Source organism: Aeromonas sp. QDB56 (assembly GCF_027705505.1).
Taxonomy (GTDB): Bacteria; Pseudomonadota; Gammaproteobacteria; order Enterobacterales; family Aeromonadaceae; genus Aeromonas; species Aeromonas caviae.
In genome coordinates, this window is the sequence record NZ_JAPDBZ010000028.1 from 15,059 (window position 1) to 35,965 (window position 20,907).

The window sequence follows — 20,907 nt, forward strand, 5'->3', positions numbered from 1 at the left end:
GTGATGCCGGCCGCTTCGGTCCATCAGTCCAGGGCATCAGTTGGACTGGGTCTGCTTCTGTTTTTGCAGTTGGTCGAGGGTCTGCTGCTCCTGCGGGCTGAGGCCAAGCTGCTCGCAGGCCTGTTCAAAGCTGATGCCAAGATGGCACATCATGATGTCGATAGCGGGCAGGTAGTTGGTCATAGCGTCTTCCATGGTGATCCTCCAGAACTGTCTCTTATGCCCGAGGGCGGGGATGGGGGCAATTAGACTTTAGGTGTAGGGTGCCATCTGCTTCAGCCTCTGCCACTGGCCGGGGGAATTTGCTACTCTTGCGGGCACTAAAGAGGTTGCCGCCCCAGGGTGAGCAGCCGGTGAGGAGCAGGGCATGTTATTGAGTTTCTTGATCATCGCATCGGGCTGGTGGCACATCCGCGCGGCTTACGGCTCAGACTCCCGTCAGTTCTACATCAGCAAACCCCTGACCATGCTGTTCATCATCGCCCTGGCGTTTGGTTACCAGAGCGACGATCACAACGGCTCCCACGCCTGGATCCTGCTCGGTCTCTGCCTGTCGCTGGCGGGGGACGTGCTGCTGATGCTGCCACGGGATCGCTTCATCCAGGGGCTGGCGGCATTTTTTGTCGCTCACCTCTGCTACATCGTCGGTTTCGCCCAGGGGCCCCTGGTGCTCAAGCTGGTGGACGGCCTGCTGCTGTTGCTGGTGGCTGGCATGGTGTTCGGGCTCCTGTGGGGCCAGCTCGGCGAGATGAGGATCCCCGTCTTCTGCTACATGCTGGTGATCATCGCCATGGCCTGGGTGGCCGCCGGTGCCTGGCATGCCTCTCTCACTGCCGGCAGCGCCGCCGCCCTGGTGGGGGCGCTGATGTTCCTCTTCTCCGACAGCATGCTGGCGCTGGACAGATTCCGCCGCCCCTTCCCCCATGCCACGGCCTGGATCATGAGCAGCTACTTCGCGGCCCAGTTCCTGATCGCCGCCTCCCTGGCGGGCTGACCGGCGGGCAGCCATGAAAAACGGGCCTTCTGGCCCGTTTTGCTATGTGCTCCCCACCTTTCACGCCTCGACCGGTTCTGCGTCAGGGGCCCTCGGGGCCGGCTGCTTGAGCAGCAGCATCAGGGCGCTGGCGACGAGCAGGAAGATACCCATCACGTAGAACACCTGGTTGTAGGCCATGATGGCCGCCTCGCGGCTGATGGTGTTCGACAGCATGGCCCGGGCCTGCAACTGGGCCTGCTCCGGCCCGGCTCCCTGGGCCATCATGGTCTGGGCCAACTGCATCAGATAGGCCTGCCCCTCGATGCTGGTGGCGGCCAGGGTGCTGCCGATCTGGCTGACATGAGTCCGGGTGTCGTTGTCGATCAGGGTGGCGATGATGGCGATGCCGAAGGCGCCCCCCAGGTTGCGCAGCACGTTGAGCAGGGTCGAGGAGGAGGGGATCTCGTCCGGCGTCAGGCTGGCGGTCGCCACCAGGGAGAGGGGCACCATGATGAAGGGCTGCCCCAGGGCCCGCACGATGAGGGACTGGATCAGCTGGGGCCCGGCGTAGTCGGCATTCATGTTCACGTTCATGAAGCAGCTGATGGCGAAGACCAGAAAGCCGAAGCTCACCAGATAGCGCGGATCTATCTTGTGGGTCAGCTTGGGCACCAGGGGGAGCACCAGCAACTGGGGCAACCCCATCCACATCAGTACTTCACCGATTTCCAGGGCGTTGTAATTGTGGATCTGGGTCATGTAGAGGGGCAGCACATAGATGGAGCCCATCAACCCCATACCGAGCACCAGGTAGGCGAAGCAGGCCAGGGCGAAGCGCGGGTTGTGCAGCAGCCGCAGGTTGACCAGGGGGTGGCGGCGCAGCAACTGGCTGATGACGAAGAACACCAGGGCCACCACCGAGATGACGGTGAGCCGCACGATGAAGCTCGAGCCGAACCAGTCCTCCCGGTTGCCCTCTTCCAGCACCACCTCCAGGAGGCCGAGACCCACCGCCATGGTGAGGATACCGATGAGATCCACCCGCTTGATCACCTCCCAGTCCACCGGCTTCCTGTCCAGTCCGTGGGCCAGCATGGCCATCACCAGCAGGCCGGGCGGCACGTTCAGATAGAAGATGTAGTGCCAGGACATCTGCTCCGTCAGCCAGCCCCCCAGGGTCGGGCCGATGGCGGGGGCGAAGGTGGCGCACAGGCCGAACAGCGCCATGCCGGTGGCTCGCTTGTGCAGCGGCAGCAGGCTGACGATGAGGGAGAAGGCCATGGGGATCAGGGCCCCGCCGGTAAAGCCCTGCAGCGCCCGAAAGACGATCATGCTGGTGAGGTTCCAGCTGAACGAGCAGAGCACGGAGGCGACGATGAAGGCGCCCGTGGTCCACAGCAGGTAGCGCCGCACGCTCAGTCCCCGGCTCAGCCAGCCGCTCAGCGGAATGGCGATCATCTCCGCCACCAGATAGGAGGTGGAGATCCAGGAGCTCTCGCTCAGGGTGGCCGAGAGCGCCCCCTGAATGTCTTTCAGGGAGGCGTTGGTGATCTGGATGTCGAGGATGGCCATGAAGGCGCCGATGAGGCCCCCCATGACCGCGATCCAGTTGCGGCGTGGTATGGCCTCCATCAGTGGGCGGCCACCACGGGATCAGGGGTGCGGGTGTCGACGATCACCTCGGTGGAGAGGCCGGGCAGCAGCTTGCCCGCCAGGGCGCCCGGATCCGGGATACGGATCTTGACCGGTACCCGCTGCACGATTTTGGTGAAGTTGCCGGTGGCGTTCTCCGGCGGCAGCAGGGCGAACTTGGCGCCGGTGGCCGGAGAGAGGCTGTCGATGATCCCCTCGACCGGTTGATCCGGATAGGCATCCAGGATCACCTCCACCTTCTGGCCCGGCTGCATGTGCTGCAACTGGGTCTCCTTGAAGTTGGCCTCGACCCACACCTGGCTCAGTGGCACCAGGCTGGCCACCTGCATACCGGACTGGACGTAGAGCCCTTCCCGCAGGCTGCGCTTGCCGATGATGCCGTCAGCCGGGGCTCGCAGCTCGGTGTAGCCGAGTTCCAGCCTGGCTTGTTCAAGCTGGGCTTCGCTCAATGCCAGCCTGGCCTGGTTCTGCTTGGCTTCGGCATCCAGCACCAGCAGCCGCTCGCGGGCGGCCTGCAAGGCGGCTTTGGCCTCCAGTGCCTGGGCCTGGTTGACCTGCAAGCCGGCGCGCACCTCGTCCAGGCTGTCCTGGGAGCTGTAGTGACGCTCATTGAGCTGGCTGACCCGGCGCACCTGCTGCTGGGCCCGGACCTGCTCGGCATTGGCCGAGCTGACTTTTGCCTCGGCCTGGCGGATGAGGCTCAACTGCTGGATACGGGTGGCGGCGAGGTTATCCGCCGTCGCCTGGTTGAGGTGCAGATCGGCCTCGGCCTCCGCCACCTTGGTCCTGTACTCGCGGTCGTCGAGCCGGGCGATGAGCTGGCCGGCCTTCACCGCCTGGTTGTCGGTCACCAGTACTTCGCTGATGTAGCCGGAGAGCTTGGAACCGATGCCGGTCACCTCGCTTTGCAGGTAGGCGTTGTCGGTGCTCTCGAAGTAGCGGCCATGCAGATACCAGTAACCGGCAAACAGCAGGCCGAGCAGGGCTAGCACCAGGGCGGCCAGCAGGGGGATCTTCTTGTGTTGACTCATGATATTGGTTTTCCTGAACTGTGGCGGGCAGGCTAACATCGTGCAACTGTTTCGATTAGTATCCATTCATGAGATATACAGTTTCACTGGTGAAACAATGGACCTGAATGCTGCCTTAATCCTCGTTCGTATCGTCGACAAGGGCTCCTTTACCGCCGCTGCCCAGGAGCTGGGCATGACCAAGGCGACGGTGAGCCGCCGCATCGCCGAGCTGGAGCAGCGTCTCGGCGCACGGCTGCTCTATCGCTCCACCCGGCAGCTCACCCTGACGGAAGCCGGTGAACAATATTATCTACGCTGCAGCAAGGCGGTGGAGGAGCTGGCCCAGGCCGAGCTGATGCTCAGTGCCAGCCAGCAGGAGGTGACAGGGACCCTCAAGCTGGCGGTGCCCATCGAGACGGGACAGCTGGTGGTGGGGAGGCTGGTGGCGAACTTCCTGCAAGCCTATCCGGGCATGAAGGTGGAGCTGGAGCTGACCAACCGCATCGTGGATCCCATCAGCGAGGGGCTGGATGCCATCGTGCGGGTCGGCGACATGAGCGACTCCAACCTGGCGGCGCGGCGTCTCTGGAGTACCGAGCGGCTGCTGTGCGCCAGCCCGGACTATCTGGCGCGCCACCCGGTGATCCAGAGGCCCGCCGATCTGGTGCATCACGAGCGGATCGCGGTCAGCACGGGGTTCCTCGCCTCGCACTGGTGTTTCGAGCTGGATGATCGCGAAGTGCTGGTGGATCCCCCGTCCCGCTTCCAGGTCAACAACATCACCTGTGCCAGGGAGGCGGCGAAGGCGGGGCTGGGGCTGGCTTCCCTGCCCGCCATGCTGTGCCATGATGAGCTGGCGAACGGGACGCTGGTCTCCTTGCTGCCGGAGTGGCAGCAACCCAGGGTACCTATCTACCTGCTGTTTCCCGAGCGGCGCCTGATGCCGCGCAAGCTGAGGGCATTCATCGATTTTCTGGTGGCCAACGGCCCGGCTTACGGCATCGACAAGCTGCTGTAAGGGTTTCGAGGACAACGTATGGCGCGGTGGATGAATCTGTATCGGGCATCTCGCTTCCGGAAGATGCTCGCCCTGGAATGATGGTAGTGCTGGTGATGACGGCACTGGCAAGGGTTTCGAGGACAACGTATGGAGCGGTGGATGAATCTGTATCGGGCATCTCGCTCCCGGAAGATGCTCGCCCTGGAATGATGGTAGTGCTAGTGATGACGGCACTGGCAAGGGTTTCGAGGACAACGTATGGATCAGTGGATTAACTTGTATCGCGCCTCTCACTCCCTGGAGGCGCATGCCCTGAAAGGGGCCTTGGAGGTAGAGGGAGTCAGGGTGCGCCTCAGCGGCGAAGGGCTCTCCGGTGCGCTCGGGGAGCTGCCGGTGGATCTGCTGCAAGTGACCCTGATGGTGAACGAGCGGGATCGTCAGCGGGCGGGCCGGATCATCGAGCGCTACCAGCAGCGCCAGGGCAACGGCTGGCTGTGCGGCCAGTGCGGGGAGGAGAACGGCGCCAACTTCGATATCTGCTGGCGCTGCCATCACGATCCCCAGGATCATTGAACGCCCCTCGCGCCCTCAGCGCAGGGTGAAGTCGATGTCATCCCCCGCATGGGCATCGTGGTAGGTGGCGAGATCCAGCTCCTTCTCGCTGCGGGCGATGAGCACGGAGACCAGGATGTCGCCGGAGACGTTGACCGTGGTGCGCGCCATGTCGAGGATCCGGTCTATGCCGGCGATGAGCGCCACCCCTTCCAGCGGCAGTCCCACGGCAGTGAGGGTCAGGGTCAGCAGCATCAGCCCGGTACCGGGTGTGCCCGCCGTGCCGATGCTGGCCAGCGTGACGATGCTGATGATGGTCAGGTAGTCCACCAGATGCAGATCCACCCCGAAGGCCTGGGCCACGAACAGGGCGGTGACCCCCTGATAGAGGGCGGTGCCATCCATGTTGATGGTGGCGCCGATGGGCAGCACCTTGGCGGTGATGGCGGGGGAGACCCCGAGCCTGCGTTCGGCGCAGGCCAGGCTGATGGGCAGGGTGCTGCTGCTTGAACTGCTGGTGAAGGCCACCGCCTGGGCATCGACGATGCTCTTGAAGTAGTGCAACGGGTTGAGGCGCGCCATCAGGAGCAGCAGGCTGCTGTAGACGCCGAGCACGTGGAGCAGGCAGCCGAGGTAGACGGCGCCGATCACCTTGAGCAGCGGCAACAGCAGGCTGACGCCGTACTTGCCGGTCATCCAGGCCATCAGGGCGCAGACGCCATAGGGGGCCAGGGCCATCACCATCTGGGTCAGCTTGAACATTCCCTCCGCCAGAGAGGTAAAGAACAGGATGGCGGGGCGGCCGCGTCGTCCGGTGGCGTTGAGGGCGAGAGCGAGGGCCACGGCGAACACGATCACCTGCAATATCTTGCCATCGCCCATGGCCTGCACCGGGTTGCGCGGCACCAGGTGGCTCAGCACGCTGGCCAGGGTAGGTTGCTGCGCCATGGCGCCCCGTTCATAAGGACCCATATTGGCGCCCATGCCCGGCTCCAGCAGCCAGCCCATCATCAGGCCGATGCAGATGGCGACGGCGGTGGAGCAGAGATAGAAGCCGATGGCCTTGCCGGCGATGCGGTCGAGCCGCTTGCCCTTGAGCAGGGCGGTGAGGCCTGCCAGGACGGAACAGAAGATGAGGGGCACCATCAGCATCTGGATGGTGTTGACGAACAGGACGCCGATGGGCTTGAGCAGCAGGGCCTGCTCGCTGAAGCAGAGCCCCAGACCTATCCCGGTCAGCATGCCGAGCAGGGTCTTCAACCAGAGCGGGCGACGGGTCCAGATCCGCCAGGGTTTGAAGACCAATCCATGGAACAGCATGACGCCAATGTCCTTATTTTCTGTCTGCGGTGGCAAAAAGGGGCGACAGTGTAGCCATCCCCCCGTCAGGTTGCCACATTATCGACAAAGCGGCGCTCACGACCAGCCCGCTGGCGTTAAAAAAGGCGTTTTGTTGGCCTATATCAAGAACCCTCTCCGGGCTTCGGGCTTTAATTGTCATCTGACATGATGATTAAAGAGGTTCGAGATGTCCCAATCGATACACGGTCACGAAGTGATGGAGATGATGCTGGAGCAGGAGAGTCCGTTTACCCGGGCCAGCCTCAGGGCGGCGATCGCCTCGCGCTTCGGTGCCGAGGCCCGGTTCCACACCTGCAGCGCCAGCGAGATGGACGCCGACGCCCTGATCGACTTCCTGGCCAGGCGCGGCAAGTTCATCGACTCGGAGTCAGGGTTCCAGACCCGCGCCGACAAGATCTGCAACCACGGATGATCGCCAGCGGCGAGCGCGGTGGGGCGCTCGCCGAATCCCGCCACCTTTGTTATATTTCGCCCTCCTTCCCCTCTTGTTGAAAGGTTCTGCCCGGGCGCTCTATGGACACATTCTCCGCTGCCGTCATGCTGTTTCTGATCATGGATCCGCTGGGCAACCTGCCGGTCTTCCTCTCCATCCTGCGCCATGTCGACCCCAAGCGTCGACGCAAGGTAATGCTGCGGGAGCTGTTGTTTTCACTGGTGATCATGATGGGCTTCCTGTTCGCCGGTCAGCAGATCCTGAGCTTCCTCAACCTGCGTCAGGAGGCGGTCAGCATCGCGGGGGGCATCATCCTCTTCCTCATCGCCATCAAGATGATCTTCCCGAGCCCCGGTGGCGTGACCGGGCTGGCGGCGGGGGAGGAGCCCTTCCTGGTGCCCATGGCCATCCCCATGATTGCGGGCCCCTCCATCCTGGCTTCCCTGCTGCTTCTGGCCAACCAGGAGCCGACCCGGATGGTGGACTGGTCATTGGCCCTGCTGATGGCCTGGGGGGCCAGCGCCGTGATCCTGATGTTCTACGAGCTGTTCAACAAGCTGCTGGGTGAGCGAGGACTCACCGCGGTGGAGCGGCTGATGGGCATGCTGCTGGTGATGATCTCGGTACAGATGCTGCTGGACGGGGTACACCACTATCTGGCGGTGACGGGTCAGAACTGACGGGGCGAATGCTGATGTCAACGTGAAACGGGGCTTCTTGAGCCCCGTTTTTTTTTGCGCGTCAGGCGGCAGCGGCCGGGCCGTCCGCCGAGGTTTCCAGCTTGCCCATGATGAGGGCGAGCAGGGTCTCCCGCAGCCAGCGATGGCCCGGATCCTCCTCGTGGCGCTGATGCCAGATGAGCAGGTGGGAGATGCTGTCCAGGGCGATGGGCAGCGGCAGCGGCACCAGGGGGTAGACCTGGGTGGCGTGGCGGGCGTAGAGGCGGGAGAGGGTCACTATCATGTCCGAGTGCATGCCCATGCGCAGGGCCGCCTCGAAGGAGGGCACGGTCGCCTCGATCCGGCGATAGAGATCCTGCTCCGCCAGCTTGTGATCCAGCATCCAGCGATCCCGCCCCTCGCAGTAGGTCTGCACATGGGGGTAGGCGAGGTAACGGGCGAGATCCCACTCGGGCTCCTGCAAGGCAGGGTGATCCCGCTGCACCAGGCAGGTGAGATCGTCGATGGTGAGCAACCGCTGGCAGATGGCGTTGGGCAGGGTGTCGAGGCGAAAATCCGAATTGATGCAGTTCTCCCGCACCGTGAAGGCGATATCCACCTGGCCCTGGCTCATCTCGGTCAGGCTGTGTTCGGTCTACTCCTCGTAGCGCAGGCGGATGCCAGGGGCCTGACGCTTCAGTTCGCTCAGGTAGAGGGGGGCAAACAGGGTGAAGGCGCTGTCCATGCTGGCGATGACGAACTCCCGCTCCGTGCTGGCGGGATCGAAGTCCGGCGGCTGGATCAGGTTGTCCAGGGAGAGCAGTATGGGCTGCAGTTGCTGCTGGAGATCCAGGGCGCGGGGAGTGGGATCCATCCCGTAGGCCGAGCGCACGAACAGGGGATCGTCAAAGGTCTCCCGCAACCGCCCGAGGGCCTTGCTGACGGCGGACTGGCTCAGGTGCAAACGGCGTGCAGCCCGGCTGCCGTTGCGCTCTTCTAGCAAGACTTGCAGGATTATCAACAGATTAAGGTCTATGCGTGCAAGCTGTTCCAGCAACATGATATGAATCCTCTTCAATTCCTAGATGAATATATACCATTTGTTTTCATATCTTGGCGATCCTATGCTCGACGGGTCTCTCGCCCTGGTGGCGGCTGGTACAGGATGTAGCGGTTGAGGGGACAAGTAGCACCGACTCATACGGCGGCCCATGGTCGCCGTATTTTTTTGCGCCTCGTCGCCGTTTTTGCGCGATTTTTTCGCCAACTTGCACCTGCCTTGATTTTGCCCAACAATCGATACGCTTTCTTTTGATACAACCTCCAGGTATCTAACAGTCAGGAGTCTCCCTATGGGACTGGGTGGCATTCATATCTGGCATCTGCTGATCCTGCTCGTGGTCGTCGTCGTGGTGTTTGGCAGCAAACGCCTGGCTGGCGCCGGTGAGGATCTGGGCACTGCCATCAGGGATTTTCGCAACGCCTTGCGCGACGATGACAATATCCGGAATAAGTAGGAGTGAACGTATGTCTGTAGACGAGAAAGTGGAACTGAACGAGACCTGTGACAGTTGCGGCTGTTTCGCCGAAATTGGCACCATCATCGGCGAAGGTGACGACGTCATGGAGCTGGTGATCGAGGCCGCTGCAGAAGCCGACGCCCGCGAGAAATTTGCAGCTTACGAGGCGCTGGCCAAGCAGGTCACTGCCGAAGCCAAAAGCAGCAGCGAGCTGAGCCGAGGCCCTGATGGCGTGATCCTGAAGGCCCGCCTGCAATTCACCTGTACCGCCGAGAAGCTGATCTTCGAGATGCGCGCCCGCTCCCTCTGAGATCGTGATGACACGGCAGGCTTGCCTGCCGTCTTGCTCTGCCCCTCGCTTTTTCCCTCCCTTTGCGTTGTATAGTGAGTTATCCCACGGACGATCCGTTTTCCGTCCGGCATGCGCCGATCGGCAGAAGATCCCGCGACGCCCCATGACTTGGCGCAGGCGCCTTCTCTGACAGACCCGACGGTGCGCACCGGCCCACAGCGAGGTGGTTAAATCATGATGCGGCGATGGATCTGGGCCCTGCTGGCTCTCTGCTCTCTCCCTCTGCTGGCGGCGGATCTCAAGCCGCAGTTGCTGCCCCAGGCCGGTGATCTCGAACACATCCTGCAAAAAAAAGAGATCAGGGCCCTGGTGGTCTATGAGCGGGGGTTTTTCTTTTTTGACAAGGGAGCCCAGTACGGCATCCTGGTCAATCAGCTTCAGGGATTCGAGCGCTGGTTGAACCAGACCTACCTGGCCAAGGAGAAGCTCAAGCTCAAGATCATTTATATCCCGGTGCGCCAGGACAAGCTGCTGGACTATCTGGCCGAGGGACGCGGGGATCTGGTGGCCGCCAACCTGACGGTCACCCCCACCCGGCGCGAGCAGGTGACCTTCTCCCAGCCGCTGATCACCCCCATCGAGGAGTGGGTGGTGAGCCAGCGGGAGCTCCCTGCCTTCAATCGCATCACCCAGCTGTCCGGCCGGCGGATCTGGGTGCGTGCCAGCTCCAGTTATTTCGAGAGCCTGCACCAGCTCAACTGGCTGTTTCGGGAGCTGGGGTTGCCCCCGGTCTACATCGAGACGGTTCCCGAATACCTGCAGGATGGGGACCTGCTGGAGATGGTGTCAGCCGGGATCATTCCGCTGACGGTCACCGACAGCTTCAAGGGGCGGATCTGGCTCGACATGATTGGCGGCCTCAAGGCCCACAGGCTGATTCCGCTGCGGGACAAGGGGCGCAGCGCCTGGGCCCTGCGCAACAACAGCCCGGAGCTGCTCAAGGCGGTGAACGCCTACATCTCGGAGTCGAGCAAGCGGACCCTCTACAGTGACATGACATTGCGCCGCCTGCTGGCGCAGAGCGACCGCATGAGCAACATACTGGCGCCGGACCCGCTGGGGCGACTGTCGACCATTCGCAAGGTACTGGAGGCCCAGGCGGACAAGTATCAGCTGGACTGGCTGATGCTGGCCGCGCTGGCTTACAAGGAGTCGGGGCTCAATCCCAATGTCGGCTCTCACCGGGGGGCCGTCGGCATCATGCAATTGCTGCCGAGCACCGGCAAGGAGGTGGGGATCCGCGGCGCCAGACTCACCAGTCTGGAGGGCAATGTGGAGGCGGCCTGTCGCTACATGCGGCTCATCCTGGACACCTACTTCAATGATCCCGGGATGGACAGGCTCAATCGCCATCTGTTCGCCCTGGCCGCCTACAATGCGGGTCCGAACCGGGTCCAGGCATTGCAGGCCAAGGCGGCCGACAAGGGGCTGGATCCGAACGTCTGGTTCGGCAATGTGGAGCAGCTGGTGGCCAACGACGTGGGCCAGGGGCCCATCAACTACGTTGGCACCATCTACAAATACTACGTGGCCTACCGTTTCAGCCTGCCCCAGTTGGAGGGCAAGTCAGAGGCCATCGAGGCGGTGCAGCCCTGAGCCTGTCAATGCTGGCCGGGGAGGGGATCCTCGTGATGCTGCGCAAGGGGTTCCCAGCCCAGATCCCGGTGCTGCTGGTACCAGGGCATCAACAGCCTGGCCGGGGTGGGATCCGGTTGGCTGGCATGAGGTCTCTGACTGAGGGAGGGGTGGTCGCGCAGTTCCATCATCGGCTCCTTGACACTGGGCTATCGGGGCGGTTGTCTGGGTTATGCCACCACCAGATGACAGGGAGATGACCCTTGATCCCCGCCGACTTTGCCTTGCTCGCCGATCCCGGCGCCGCCCTGAAGGCCCGATGCCAGTTGATCCGCCAGGCTCGCCACCGGATCCTCGCCCAGTATTACAGCTGGGAAGAGGACGGCAGCGGCAAGCTGCTGCTGGCGGAGCTGGTGCGGGCGGCCCGGCGCGGAGTGGTGGTGCAACTGCTCATCGACGATCTCTACGGCGGGGAGAACCGCTTTCTGGAGGCGGTGGCGGCGGAACCGGGCATCGAGGTGCGCCTGTTCAACCCCTTCTGGCTGCGGGGCTGGCGTCTTCTGACCCTGCTGCTGGAAGGGGTGCTGAGCTTTCGCCGCATCAACCACCGGATGCACAACAAGCTGCTGCTGGTGGATGGCAGCCAGGCGGTGATCGGCGGGCGCAACATCGGTGATCGTTACTTCGGGCTGGGGATGCCGCCTCACTTCATCGACCTGGATCTGGTCTGCCGCGGCCCCCTCTGCCAGCAGGCCGAGCAGGGGTTCGCGCTGTTCTGGCACAGTCGCTGGAGCCACCCGGTCCGTCGCCTGTTGAGACGCCCCTTGCTGCCAGCCGAAACCCGGGCCCTGAACGATTTCCTGCTGACCCTGACCGACCCCGCCATGGCGGCCGCCTATGATCTGCCGGCCACTCTGTTTGATGAGTGCCCCGTTCCCCTTTGCTGGCATCCCGGGCGAGGGCTGTGCTGGTTCGATCGCCCCGGCAAGGGGCTGGTCGCCCGGCCGACCACGGCGCCCCTGCTGGGACGCATGCTGGCGAGCAATCAGGGGGCCCTGAGGTTGGTGAGCCCTTACCTGATCCTGACACGGGGGCTGCGTCGCCGGCTCAAGGGGCAGCGACGGCAGGGGGTCGACATCGAGATCCTGACCAACTCCCTAGCCAGCACGGACGTGCCCCTGGTCTATGGCGCCTATCGACGTCACCGCCCCTGGCTCGAGCGTCAGGGGGTCACCCTGTTCGAGCTGACGACGGAGGCGTTCAGTCTGCATGCCAAGCTGATCCTGATGGGGAAGGAGGAGGCGCTGCTCGGCAGTTTCAACCTGGATCCCCGCTCCCTGATGCTCAACACCGAGTTGATGCTGCACCTCCATAGCCCGAGGTTGTGCGACGAGTTGCAGCAACTCATCGATGGCTGGTTGCAGCAGGCCGTGCACCCGGTGGCGGCGTCCCCCTCTGCATGGCGGCGCCTGCTGGCGCAATTGAGCGATTGGTTACCTTTGCATCGTTGGTTGTGAGTGGGATCCGCCTTGTGCGAGATCTCGCAAAGCTTTGTGCGCCTTCGAGGATAACGTTTGCCATCCAAAGACGGGGCTGGATTGCATCGTATTGTTTTTAATCGATTTATATTAAGAGCGCAGTAACAATCCAGGGGCCTCGACTGCATAGAGGTGCGTGTAGAACGGTTTTTTATTTTATTTAACTGCGTAGTATCTCGAGTGCAAGGACAAACACGGCGGCTGGTCTGCCGTGTGGGTGACGGCAACAGGGGAAATGGGCCAACCGGATTGCTCCGGCAGGCGAGGCGGATCGGGAGCGGAAACCCGTGATGCCAGACAGACCCCCGTGGTTGCGGGAGCCCAATATGGAACATGCTATTTGCGAGGGGGTGACATGCGAATGTTGCCCCATTTTTTATGCCCGCCGTCTGCTTGCCCAATCAAAAAGACCGCCTGCTGGCGCAATGCTGTTCAGATAAGCACATTTTTGACTAATTATTCATAAATGCGACTTGAGTTGGGGGAGCAAGGCTGTTTCCAGTCGATGTTCCTTCAGCCTTTATCCAGCGTGGCTTGCAATAGAAAGAGGGAGGCATCATGCCTCCCTCATTTTTAGCCCTGATACTACGTGGACTGGAACTCAAATTCTCTTAAGTGAACAGCATTGCGCCTGCTGGCGGTCTTTTGCGTGATGTCTCGGCGATCAGGCGAGGCCCGCCAGCAGACGACTCCAGTTGCGCTTGGCAACGAGGAAACCGTCTCGCAATGTGCGGTACTCCAGTTGCAGCCTGAGCCTGTCGTAGCGTGCGAGGGCTGTGCGCTTGCGCTGCTCCAGCAGTGACTTGCGGCTGGCATAGTAGTGCTGGATCTGCAGGCTCAGCTTGTCGTACTCCTCCTGCAGCAGTGCCTGCCAGCGTTCCCTGTCGTCCTGCTGGTGCACTCTGGCCTGGGCGCGCTTGAGTTGCATCTCCAGCCTGGCCTGCTCGATGCGTTCCTCCGGGCAGGATCTCAGGTCTTTGGCGAGCCCGCACCAGGCGGCGGTGCGGATCAGCCACTTGGTGGGATCGAACTGCCACCACTGAATGCCGTTGCGGTAGTCGTTCTCGAACAGGTGATGGAAGTTGTGATAGCCCTCGCCAAAGGTGAAGAAGGCCAGGATGCCGTTGTCCCGGGCGCTGTTGCGATCCGTGAACGGCTGGCTGCCCCAGATGTGGGCCAGGGAGTTGATGAAGAAGGTGGTGTGATGGGTCATCACCATGCGCAGCACCCCGGCCAGCAGCATCATGCCGAGCAAATCCCCGTGCAGGAGGCCGAGCAGCAGCGGAATGCCGATGTTGGTGACCAGAGCCAGGGCGAGATAGTGCCTGTGCTGGAAGGCGACCACGGGGTTGTTTTGCAGGTCGCGTACATTGCTGTAGTCGTGGTAGGTATCGCGCTGGTATTCCCGCAGCATCCAGCCGATGTGGGAGTACCAGAAGCCGCGACCCGCACTGTAGGGATCCTTCTGGTTGTCATCCACGTGGCGGTGGTGGCGGCGATGATCCGAGGACCAGTGCAGCGCCGAGTTTTGCAGGGCGAGCGCGCCTCCGATGGCGAAGATCCATTGCAGGGCCGGGTGCGCCTTGTAGGACTTGTGGGACCAGAGCCTGTGGTAGCCGGCGGTGATGGAGATGCCGCAATAGCAGAACAGCAGCAGGAAGCAGAGCCACTGCCAGAGGTCGTAGCCCTGGCTCAGTCCATACCAGGGGACCGCTATCAGTGCCGTGAGCCCGGAGAGGGCGAACAGCAGGGTGTTGGTCATGATGATCGGGGGGCGGTCCATTTCACTCGGCTCCTTTCAGCGAACAGCTGTTCACTATTCTCCATTGAGCCGGAATGCGGGTCAATGGTAAAAAAGTCGGAGACAAACCTGATCCCGGCCCCGCCTTCGGGTTATCATCTGGCCTCGCTAATCTCAAGGTGACTGTTTTCGTGGGTATTCGCGCGCAACAAAAAGAAAAAACCCGGCGTACGCTGATCGAGGCGGCGTTCAGTCAACTCTGCGCCAACCGCAGTTTCTCCAACCTCAGCCTGCGGGAAGTGGCCAGAGAGGCGGGCATAGCGCCGACCTCCTTCTATCGCCACTTTCGGGACATGGAAGAGCTGGGGCTGACGCTGGTGGACGAGGGAGGGCTGACCCTGCGCCAACTGATGCGCCAGGCGCGCCAGCGCATTGCCGGTGGTGGCAGCGTCATCAGCACCTCGGTGCAGACCTTCATGGAATTCGTCGAAAACAACCCGAACATCTTCCGGCTGCTGCTGCGCGAGCGCTCCGGCACCTCGGCTGCATTCCGTCAGGCGGTGGCCCGGGAGATCCAGCACTTCATCGCCGAGCTGACCGATTATCTGGAAGCCACCACGCAGGCGCCACGGGAAGAGGCCTATATCCAGGCCGAGGCCATGGTGACCATCGTCTTCAGCGCCGGTGCAGACGCCCTCGACATGACTCCGGAAGAGTGCAAGGCACTGTCGGAGCGCACCATCAGCCAGTTGCGGATGATCGCCATGGGCGCCGAGGTGCAGAACCGCAAGCGCCACGAATCTCTCACATAACGCAAGGATGGACAGCCTCATGCATGAACCGAACGCGATTCCGAAGAAGCCCCTGGTGCTGGCCCTGCTGATCGGTATCTGTGGCGATGCCTTTCTGTCGGCCTTGACGGAGTCGGTCGTCCCCTTCTCCTTCTACCCCCTCATCGCCCTGTTGCTGGCGGCCAGCCAGCTCTATCAGCACTATCGCCATGAGCCCATGGTGGGCAACACACCCAGCTGCATCCTGCTCTGCTTCTTTATCGGCGTGTTCGGCCATTCTGCCCTGGTCAAGGTGCAGTACCCCGAGCTTGGCAGCAACTTCTTCTCCCTCATTGCCATGCTGCTGCTGCTCGCCGCTCTCTCCATCAAGCTGGGAATCAGCCTCGGAAAAACGCAAAAGGAGTGACGAATCACTCCTTCTGGTCGGGCCGGGGGTGGCCTAGTCGGCCCTGGGGGGAGTCTCTCCCTTCTTCCTGGCGTCTATGATGGCCTGCAGCTTGGTGCGGATATCCATCATGCCGAACACCCCGAAGATCAGCACCTGGGTGAATTCGAGACGAGTGACCGCGAAGTAGGGTTTGCAGGCCGCCTTGATCATGCTGGCCTGTACCCAGTGCATCAATATCACGATGACGCCGCACACCGGCAGAAAGCCGTTCAGTTTGCCCGGCAGGGTGCCCAGCAGGGCGAGTGCCACACCGAACCAGAAGAACAGCAGCACCCCCATCGCCAACAGATTAAACACCCGCTTCATCGTTTACCTCCCGTACATAGAGTTGATAGCAGGCCTGATGTGATCGACCTGCTTGTCCTTGAGCCGTTGTCCAAATTGACGGAGAAGGGGACTGTGCCCATCTCCCCTTTAAACAGCAGCGTCATGCTTGGTGTCCCGCAGATAGAGCTGATAGCAGACCTGACCCGCCTGCTTGTCCTTGAGTAGTTTCCAGCTGGCGGGCAGCGCCAGATCGGCCATCTCTTTTTCCCGCTCCAGATAGATGAGGGCATCGGATGCCAGCCAGCCGCGCTGCTCGAGCAGCTCGCACACCTGGGGCAGCAGCTCGCGACGAAACGGTGGGTCCAGAAAGACCAGATCGAACGGCGTGGCCGGGCCTTGCAGCCAGCTCACGGCATCAGCCTGGATCACCTGCCCCTGGCTGCTGCCCAGGGTCGTCAGGTTCTTCTTGAGCTGGTCGGCGGCGCCTCTGTCCATCTCGATCAGGGTGACCTGTTCGGCATAGCGGGACAAGGCTTCCAGCCCCAGCCCGCCGCTGCCGGCGAACAGATCCAGACAGCGGGTACCGCGCACGTGGGGAGCCAGCCAGTTGAAGATGGTCTCCTTGACGCGATCCGTGGTGGGTCTGAGCCCTTCCACATCCCTGACGGGGAGTTTGCGCCCCTTCCATTGGCCGCTGATGATTCGTACCACGCCCGCTCGCCCCTGGGGGGCCGGGCTCTTGCTCGGGCTGTTACGGCTGGATTTCACTCTGGGCATCGCGTTTCGTCGTCAGAAAATAAAGTGATAGTATAAGGCGGTTCATTTTTATGCCGACCCGCCGAGGGACGGCTATCTTAGCAGTCAGCCTTTGATGTGAGTATTTTTAGATGGCAAAAGGTTTGTTTTCCTGGCTGGGTTTCGGCCGCAAGAAAGAAGAGGCTGAGGCCGTTCCATCGCAGGCGCCCGACGCTACCCCGGCGGTAGTCGAGTCGGAGGCCGCCGCTGTTCCCGCGCCTGTCGCCGATGTTGCCCCGGCTGATGCCCCCGCCGCCAAGCCCGAAGCGCTGCTGAGCGGCCCTGACGAAGGCCCTCTGGTTGTGGAAGAGCCGGAGGGCGAGCTTGAGCCCGTCATCGTCAATGAGGCCTTGATCTCAACCGAAGCTCAGGTCGCAGAAGAAGCCATTGTCGCCGCCGAAGCCCGCGCTTTGGAAGAGGCCCGTGTTGCCGCCGAAGCTCGCGCTGCGGAAGAGGCTCGTGTTGCCGCCGAAGCCCGCGCCGCAGAAGAGGCCCGTATTGCCGCCGAGGCTCGTGCTGCAGAAGAGACCCGTATTGCCGCCGAGGCTCGCGCTGCAGAAGAGGCCCGTGTTGCCGCCGAAGCTCGCGCTGCGGAAGAGGCTCGTGTTGCCGCCGAAGCCCGAGCCGCAGAAGAGGTCCGTGTTGCCGCCGAAGCTCGCGCTGCGGAAGAGGCTCGTGTTGCCGCCGAGGCTCGCGCTGCAGAAGAGGCCCGTATTGCTGCCGAGACCCGCGCTGCGGAAGAGGCTCGCATCGCCGCCGAGACTCGCGCCGCAGAAGAAGCCCGTATTGCCGCCGAAGCTCGCGCTGCAGAAGAGACCCGTATTGCCGCCGAGGCTCGCGCTGCAGAAGAAGCTCGCATCGCTGCCGAAGCCCGTGCAGCAGAAGAAGCTCGTATTGCCGCCGAAGCTCGCGCTGCGGAAGAGGCTTGTATTGCCGCCGAAGCTCAGGCTGCCGAGGACGCTCGTGTCGCCAAAGAGGCCCAGAGAGCGGAAGATTTGCGTCTGGTCGCCGCGATGGAGGCTGAGGCCGCCGCGCTGGCCGCTCTGCCGCTGGCCGCCAAGGTGGACGACGACACTCAGGAGAAGCCGCAGCGGGAGGGCTTCTTTGCCCGCCTCAAACGCAGCCTGGTGCGTACCAGGGAGAATATCGGTTCCGGTTTCTTCGGCCTGTTCAGCGGCAAGAAGATCGATGACGATCTGTTCGAAGAGCTGGAGACCCAGCTGCTGACCGCCGATCTTGGCGTCGACACCACCACCCGCATCATCGAGGGGCTGGTACAGCACGCGGACCGCAAGCAGCTCAAGGACGCCGAGGCGCTCTACGGTCTGCTCAAACAGGACATGGGCGAGATGCTGGCCAAGGTCGAGCAGCCCCTGGTGATCGACACCAGCAAGAAGCCTTACGTCATCCTGATGGTCGGTGTGAACGGCGTCGGCAAGACCACCACCATCGGCAAGCTGGCCAAACAGTTCCAGGCCGAGGGCAAGAGCGTAATGCTGGCCGCTGGCGATACCTTCCGTGCCGCTGCGGTCGAGCAGCTGCAGGTGTGGGGTCAGCGCAACAACATTCCGGTGATTGCCCAGCACACCGGTGCCGACTCCGCCTCCGTCATCTATGACGCCATCGAGGCTGCCCGCTCCCGCGGGGCTGACGTGCTGATCGCCGATACCGCCGGCCGCCTGCAGAACAAGAGCAACTTGATGGAGGAGCTCAAGAAGGTGGTGCGGGTGATGAAGAAGCTGGACGATGCCGCGCCCCACGAGATCATGCTGACTCTGGACGCAGGCACCGGCCAGAACGCATTGAGCCAGGCCAAGCTGTTCAGCGAGGCGGTGGGCCTGACCGGTATCACCCTCACCAAACTGGACGGTACCGCCAAGGGGGGTGTCATCTTCGCGGTGGCCGACAAGTTCCAGATCCCGATCCGCTACATCGGGGTGGGCGAGGGGATCGACGATCTGCGCCCGTTCGTCGCCAACGACTTCATCGAGGCGCTCTTCAGCCGCGAAGAATAAATCCGGCTGACATGAGCCGGCCCGGCCGTGACAAGCATGTGTTCCATACCCCGACTCCGGTCGGGGTATGTCACTATGAGGGCGCAGGCATGGCTCATCCGGACAAGGATGACATGTGGCATGGTTGTGACCGGTGTTGTCATCTAGGTGTTGTGCCGGTACGGGGGAGTGAGCGCCCCATGCTTTATCCCGGTCGGGGTTTGTCAATCTCAGGGAACCGTTATGATTTGTTTTGACAAGGTCAGCAAGGTCTACAGTGGCGGTCATCAAGCGCTGCAAAAGGTCAGTTTTCACCTGCGCAAGGGGGAGATGGCCTTCCTGACCGGCCATTCGGGGGCGGGCAAGAGTACCCTCCTCAAGCTCATCAGCGTGATGGAACGACCGACCGACGGCCGCGTCTTCTTCCACGGCGATGACGTCAGCCACATCCAGCGCAGTCAGATCCCCTACGTGCGCCGCCAGATCGGTATGATCTTCCAGGATCACCGCCTGTTGATGGATCGTACCGTGTTCGACAACGTCGCCCTGCCCCTGGTGATCGATGGCTACAGCCATGGGGACATCAACAAGCGGGTGGCGGCGGCGCTCGACAAGGTCGGGCTGCTCGGCAAGGAGCGCTACCAGCCGCGCATGCTCTCCGGTGGTGAGCAGCAACGGGTCGGCATCGCCCGTGCCATCGTCAACAAACCCCCCCTGCTGCTGGCGGACGAGCCGACCGGCAACCTGGATCCCCAGCTTTCCATGGACATCATGCGCCTGTTCGAGGAGTTCAACCGCTTCGGCGTCTCCGTGCTGATTGCCACTCACGATCTGGGGCTGATCGCCCGGATGCGCTACCGCACCCTGACCCTCAAGGCGGGTCGCATGTATTCGTCCGGGGAGGATCGCTGATGGCTATTGTTCGTCATAAACAGCCGCCGTTGCGTCGTTTGATGATGTATGGGGTGGATCATGTGCGTCAGGCCTTTGCCAGCCTGGGTGAGCTGTGGCGCAACCCGCTCGCCTCCCTGATGACCCTGGCAGTGCTTGGCGTGAGTCTGGCGCTGCCTTCCTGTTTCCACGTATTGCTGAAGAATGCCGAAGTGGTAGAGGGGAGCTGGCAGACCAGCTCCCAGATCTCCCTCTATCTGCGCAAGGATCTGCCGGAGCAGAGCATCCTCGACATGAAGCAGCGGATCCTGCTCTATCCGGAAGTGGAGTCCGTCACTTATATGAACCGTGACGAGGCGCTCAGGGAATTTCGGCAGATCTCCGGTTTCGGTGATGCCCTGGATTATCTGGACAGCAACCCGCTGCCGCCGGTGCTGAGCGTGATCCCGGATCCGCGCTGGCAGAATCCCGAAGGGGCCGCCGAGCTGCTCGCCAAGCTAGAGAACGAGCCCGGTATCGAGCAGGGCAAGCTGGATCTGCAGTGGTTGACCCGGTTGCAGGGGATCATGAACCTGCTGCGCCACACCATTACAGGTATCGCGGTGTTGCTGCTCTCCGCCGTGTTGCTGATCGTGGGCAACACCCTGCGCCTGAATATCCTGAACCAGCGTTCCGAGATTGAAGTGCTCAAGCTGGTGGGAGCGACCGATGCCTTCATCCACCGTCCCTTCCTCTATACGGGCATCTGGTTCGGGGTCATTGGCGGCATGCTGGCCTGGTGGCTGACCGAGGTGATGGTGATCTGGAGCGAGGGGGTGGTGAAGGAGCTGGCGGGGCTCTACAACAGCAACTTCCGTCTGGTGGGGATGGGGGCGTTCGACGGCTTCAATCTCATACTGCTGGGCGCCCTGCTGGGGTTGATCGCCTCCTGGTTCTCGGTACACAGACACATTCGCGACATAGAACCGTCCTGATTAATTTGTCAGCATTTTAAAGCGCTGGATTTTGCGAACTGGATCAAGTAAAAGAGTGGCCCGTTTCTGGCACGGGCCACTTTCTCAGAGTAATCTGAATGGTGTCTGCGCCGAGGATCATATGTGGATCCTCTGAACCTTTTGATTTATCAATGGTCTATTGACTGCAGCAGAATGAATACGGGTATGGCCCCTATGCCTTGCTCGTCTGACTTGGCAAGCATGTGAAGGTTGCGAGCTCCGCAACAATGGACTTAGCATGCTACTTTTCAGGGGTCCTTTACTGTGACCCCTTTTTTTTGGTTCATCGCGGCTTTCCGGGGAAGGCCGCCTTGATTTTCAGAAAAAAGTATTCTGAGTCCCTAAATCCATA

The 20,907-nt window shown here is 62.1% G+C and carries 22 protein-coding genes and 1 pseudogene; 14 read left to right on the forward strand and 9 right to left on the reverse strand.

Annotated features, from left to right (window positions below; all coding sequences use genetic code 11):
* Positions 1-36: 36 nt before the first annotated feature.
* Entirely contained in the window at positions 37-195 is a 159-nt protein-coding gene (locus tag OKB81_RS06830) for a hypothetical protein (RefSeq protein WP_005332188.1), read from the reverse strand.
* Positions 196-367: 172 nt separating this feature from the next.
* Here OKB81_RS06830 and OKB81_RS06835 point away from each other — a divergent pair, with 172 nt between their 5' ends.
* Positions 368-994 (forward strand): lysoplasmalogenase, encoded by a 627-nt coding sequence (locus OKB81_RS06835; protein ID WP_010672583.1) that lies wholly within the window; start codon positions 368-370, stop codon positions 992-994.
* A gap of 60 nt (positions 995-1,054) precedes the next feature.
* On the opposite strand, the gene OKB81_RS06840 is transcribed toward OKB81_RS06835, so the two are convergent.
* Both OKB81_RS06840 and OKB81_RS06845 read right to left on the reverse strand, forming a co-directional pair.
* A complete protein-coding gene (locus OKB81_RS06840) occupies positions 1,055-2,608 on the reverse strand; it encodes a DHA2 family efflux MFS transporter permease subunit (RefSeq protein WP_270663681.1) in 1,554 nt (517 codons plus the stop codon).
* On the reverse strand, positions 2,608-3,660 hold the full coding sequence (locus OKB81_RS06845) for an HlyD family secretion protein (RefSeq protein WP_039040403.1): 1,053 nt from the start codon (positions 3,658-3,660) through the stop codon (positions 2,608-2,610). The genes OKB81_RS06840 and OKB81_RS06845 overlap by 1 nt, the downstream gene beginning before the upstream one ends.
* 97 nt (positions 3,661-3,757) lie before the next feature.
* Here OKB81_RS06845 and OKB81_RS06850 point away from each other — a divergent pair, with 97 nt between their 5' ends.
* Both OKB81_RS06850 and OKB81_RS06855 read left to right on the forward strand, forming a co-directional pair.
* Positions 3,758-4,660, forward strand: coding sequence for a LysR family transcriptional regulator (locus OKB81_RS06850; RefSeq protein WP_010672586.1), 903 nt, complete (start codon positions 3,758-3,760; stop codon positions 4,658-4,660).
* 240 nt (positions 4,661-4,900) lie between these two features.
* Positions 4,901-5,215, forward strand: coding sequence for a putative signal transducing protein (locus OKB81_RS06855; RefSeq protein WP_010672587.1), 315 nt, complete (start codon positions 4,901-4,903; stop codon positions 5,213-5,215).
* Positions 5,216-5,230: 15 nt separating this feature from the next.
* Here the strand turns inward: OKB81_RS06855 and OKB81_RS06860 are convergent, their stop codons facing one another.
* Positions 5,231-6,514: a dicarboxylate/amino acid:cation symporter gene (locus tag OKB81_RS06860; protein WP_041214291.1), complete on the reverse strand. Its 1,284-nt coding sequence runs from the start codon at positions 6,512-6,514 to the stop codon at positions 5,231-5,233.
* A gap of 208 nt (positions 6,515-6,722) precedes the next feature.
* Between OKB81_RS06860 and OKB81_RS06865 the strand changes: the two genes are divergently transcribed.
* Positions 6,723-6,968: a YecH family metal-binding protein gene (locus tag OKB81_RS06865; RefSeq protein WP_039040405.1), complete on the forward strand. Its 246-nt coding sequence runs from the start codon at positions 6,723-6,725 to the stop codon at positions 6,966-6,968.
* Between the two features lie 101 nt (positions 6,969-7,069).
* The gene (locus tag OKB81_RS06870; RefSeq protein WP_010672590.1) at positions 7,070-7,669 is read left to right on the forward strand and encodes a YhgN family NAAT transporter; all 600 of its coding nucleotides are present in this window, start codon (positions 7,070-7,072) and stop codon (positions 7,667-7,669) included.
* A 61-nt stretch (positions 7,670-7,730) separates the two neighbouring features.
* Here OKB81_RS06870 and OKB81_RS06875 read toward each other — a convergent pair.
* Positions 7,731-8,708: pseudogene (locus OKB81_RS06875) on the reverse strand (LysR substrate-binding domain-containing protein).
* Positions 8,709-9,000: 292 nt separating this feature from the next.
* Between OKB81_RS06875 and tatA the strand changes: the two are divergent.
* The 3 genes from tatA (at position 9,001) to OKB81_RS06890 (ending at position 11,116) form a co-directional block, all read left to right on the forward strand.
* Positions 9,001-9,165, forward strand: a complete 165-nt coding sequence (tatA, locus tag OKB81_RS06880; RefSeq protein ID WP_010672592.1) for a twin-arginine translocase TatA/TatE family subunit — start codon at positions 9,001-9,003, stop codon at positions 9,163-9,165.
* A gap of 10 nt (positions 9,166-9,175) precedes the next feature.
* Positions 9,176-9,478 (forward strand): YfcZ/YiiS family protein, encoded by a 303-nt coding sequence (locus OKB81_RS06885; RefSeq protein WP_010672593.1) that lies wholly within the window; start codon positions 9,176-9,178, stop codon positions 9,476-9,478.
* Between the two features lie 216 nt (positions 9,479-9,694).
* A complete protein-coding gene (locus tag OKB81_RS06890; RefSeq protein WP_160838419.1) occupies positions 9,695-11,116 on the forward strand; it encodes a lytic transglycosylase F in 1,422 nt (473 codons plus the stop codon).
* Between the two features lie 5 nt (positions 11,117-11,121).
* On the opposite strand, the gene OKB81_RS06895 is transcribed toward OKB81_RS06890, so the two are convergent.
* Positions 11,122-11,283: a hypothetical protein gene (locus OKB81_RS06895; protein ID WP_010672595.1), complete on the reverse strand. Its 162-nt coding sequence runs from the start codon at positions 11,281-11,283 to the stop codon at positions 11,122-11,124.
* Between the two features lie 75 nt (positions 11,284-11,358).
* Here OKB81_RS06895 and OKB81_RS06900 point away from each other — a divergent pair, with 75 nt between their 5' ends.
* A complete protein-coding gene (locus OKB81_RS06900) occupies positions 11,359-12,612 on the forward strand; it encodes a phospholipase D-like domain-containing protein (protein ID WP_134997724.1) in 1,254 nt (417 codons plus the stop codon).
* A gap of 685 nt (positions 12,613-13,297) precedes the next feature.
* On the opposite strand, the gene OKB81_RS06905 is transcribed toward OKB81_RS06900, so the two are convergent.
* Positions 13,298-14,416 carry a fatty acid desaturase gene (locus OKB81_RS06905; protein ID WP_160838421.1) on the reverse strand — a complete coding sequence of 373 codons (1,119 nt, stop codon included), beginning with the start codon at positions 14,414-14,416 and terminating at the stop codon, positions 13,298-13,300.
* A gap of 149 nt (positions 14,417-14,565) precedes the next feature.
* Here OKB81_RS06905 and fabR point away from each other — a divergent pair, with 149 nt between their 5' ends.
* Together fabR and OKB81_RS06915 are read left to right on the forward strand one after the other, a co-directional pair.
* Positions 14,566-15,186: an HTH-type transcriptional repressor FabR gene (gene fabR, locus OKB81_RS06910; protein ID WP_010672598.1), complete on the forward strand. Its 621-nt coding sequence runs from the start codon at positions 14,566-14,568 to the stop codon at positions 15,184-15,186.
* Positions 15,187-15,205: 19 nt separating this feature from the next.
* Positions 15,206-15,571 carry a YijD family membrane protein gene (locus OKB81_RS06915; protein WP_010672599.1) on the forward strand — a complete coding sequence of 122 codons (366 nt, stop codon included), beginning with the start codon at positions 15,206-15,208 and terminating at the stop codon, positions 15,569-15,571.
* A 33-nt stretch (positions 15,572-15,604) separates the two neighbouring features.
* Here OKB81_RS06915 and OKB81_RS06920 read toward each other — a convergent pair whose 3' ends face one another.
* Both OKB81_RS06920 and rsmD read right to left on the reverse strand, forming a co-directional pair.
* On the reverse strand, positions 15,605-15,919 hold the full coding sequence (locus tag OKB81_RS06920; RefSeq protein WP_010672600.1) for a DUF1145 domain-containing protein: 315 nt from the start codon (positions 15,917-15,919) through the stop codon (positions 15,605-15,607).
* Positions 15,920-16,027: 108 nt separating this feature from the next.
* Entirely contained in the window at positions 16,028-16,657 is a 630-nt protein-coding gene (gene rsmD / locus OKB81_RS06925) for a 16S rRNA (guanine(966)-N(2))-methyltransferase RsmD (RefSeq protein ID WP_029313522.1), read from the reverse strand.
* Between the two features lie 110 nt (positions 16,658-16,767).
* On the opposite strand from rsmD, the gene ftsY reads away from it, so the two are divergent.
* The 3 genes from ftsY to ftsX all read left to right on the forward strand — a co-directional run bounded on the left by ftsY (position 16,768) and on the right by ftsX (position 20,534).
* Positions 16,768-18,690: a signal recognition particle-docking protein FtsY gene (gene ftsY / locus OKB81_RS06930; RefSeq protein WP_160838425.1), complete on the forward strand. Its 1,923-nt coding sequence runs from the start codon at positions 16,768-16,770 to the stop codon at positions 18,688-18,690.
* 222 nt (positions 18,691-18,912) lie between these two features.
* Positions 18,913-19,581, forward strand: coding sequence for a cell division ATP-binding protein FtsE (ftsE, locus tag OKB81_RS06935; protein WP_270664207.1), 669 nt, complete (start codon positions 18,913-18,915; stop codon positions 19,579-19,581).
* Entirely contained in the window at positions 19,581-20,534 is a 954-nt protein-coding gene (ftsX, locus tag OKB81_RS06940) for a permease-like cell division protein FtsX (protein WP_270664209.1), read from the forward strand. The genes ftsE and ftsX overlap by 1 nt, the downstream gene beginning before the upstream one ends.
* Positions 20,535-20,907: the final 373 nt, after the last annotated feature.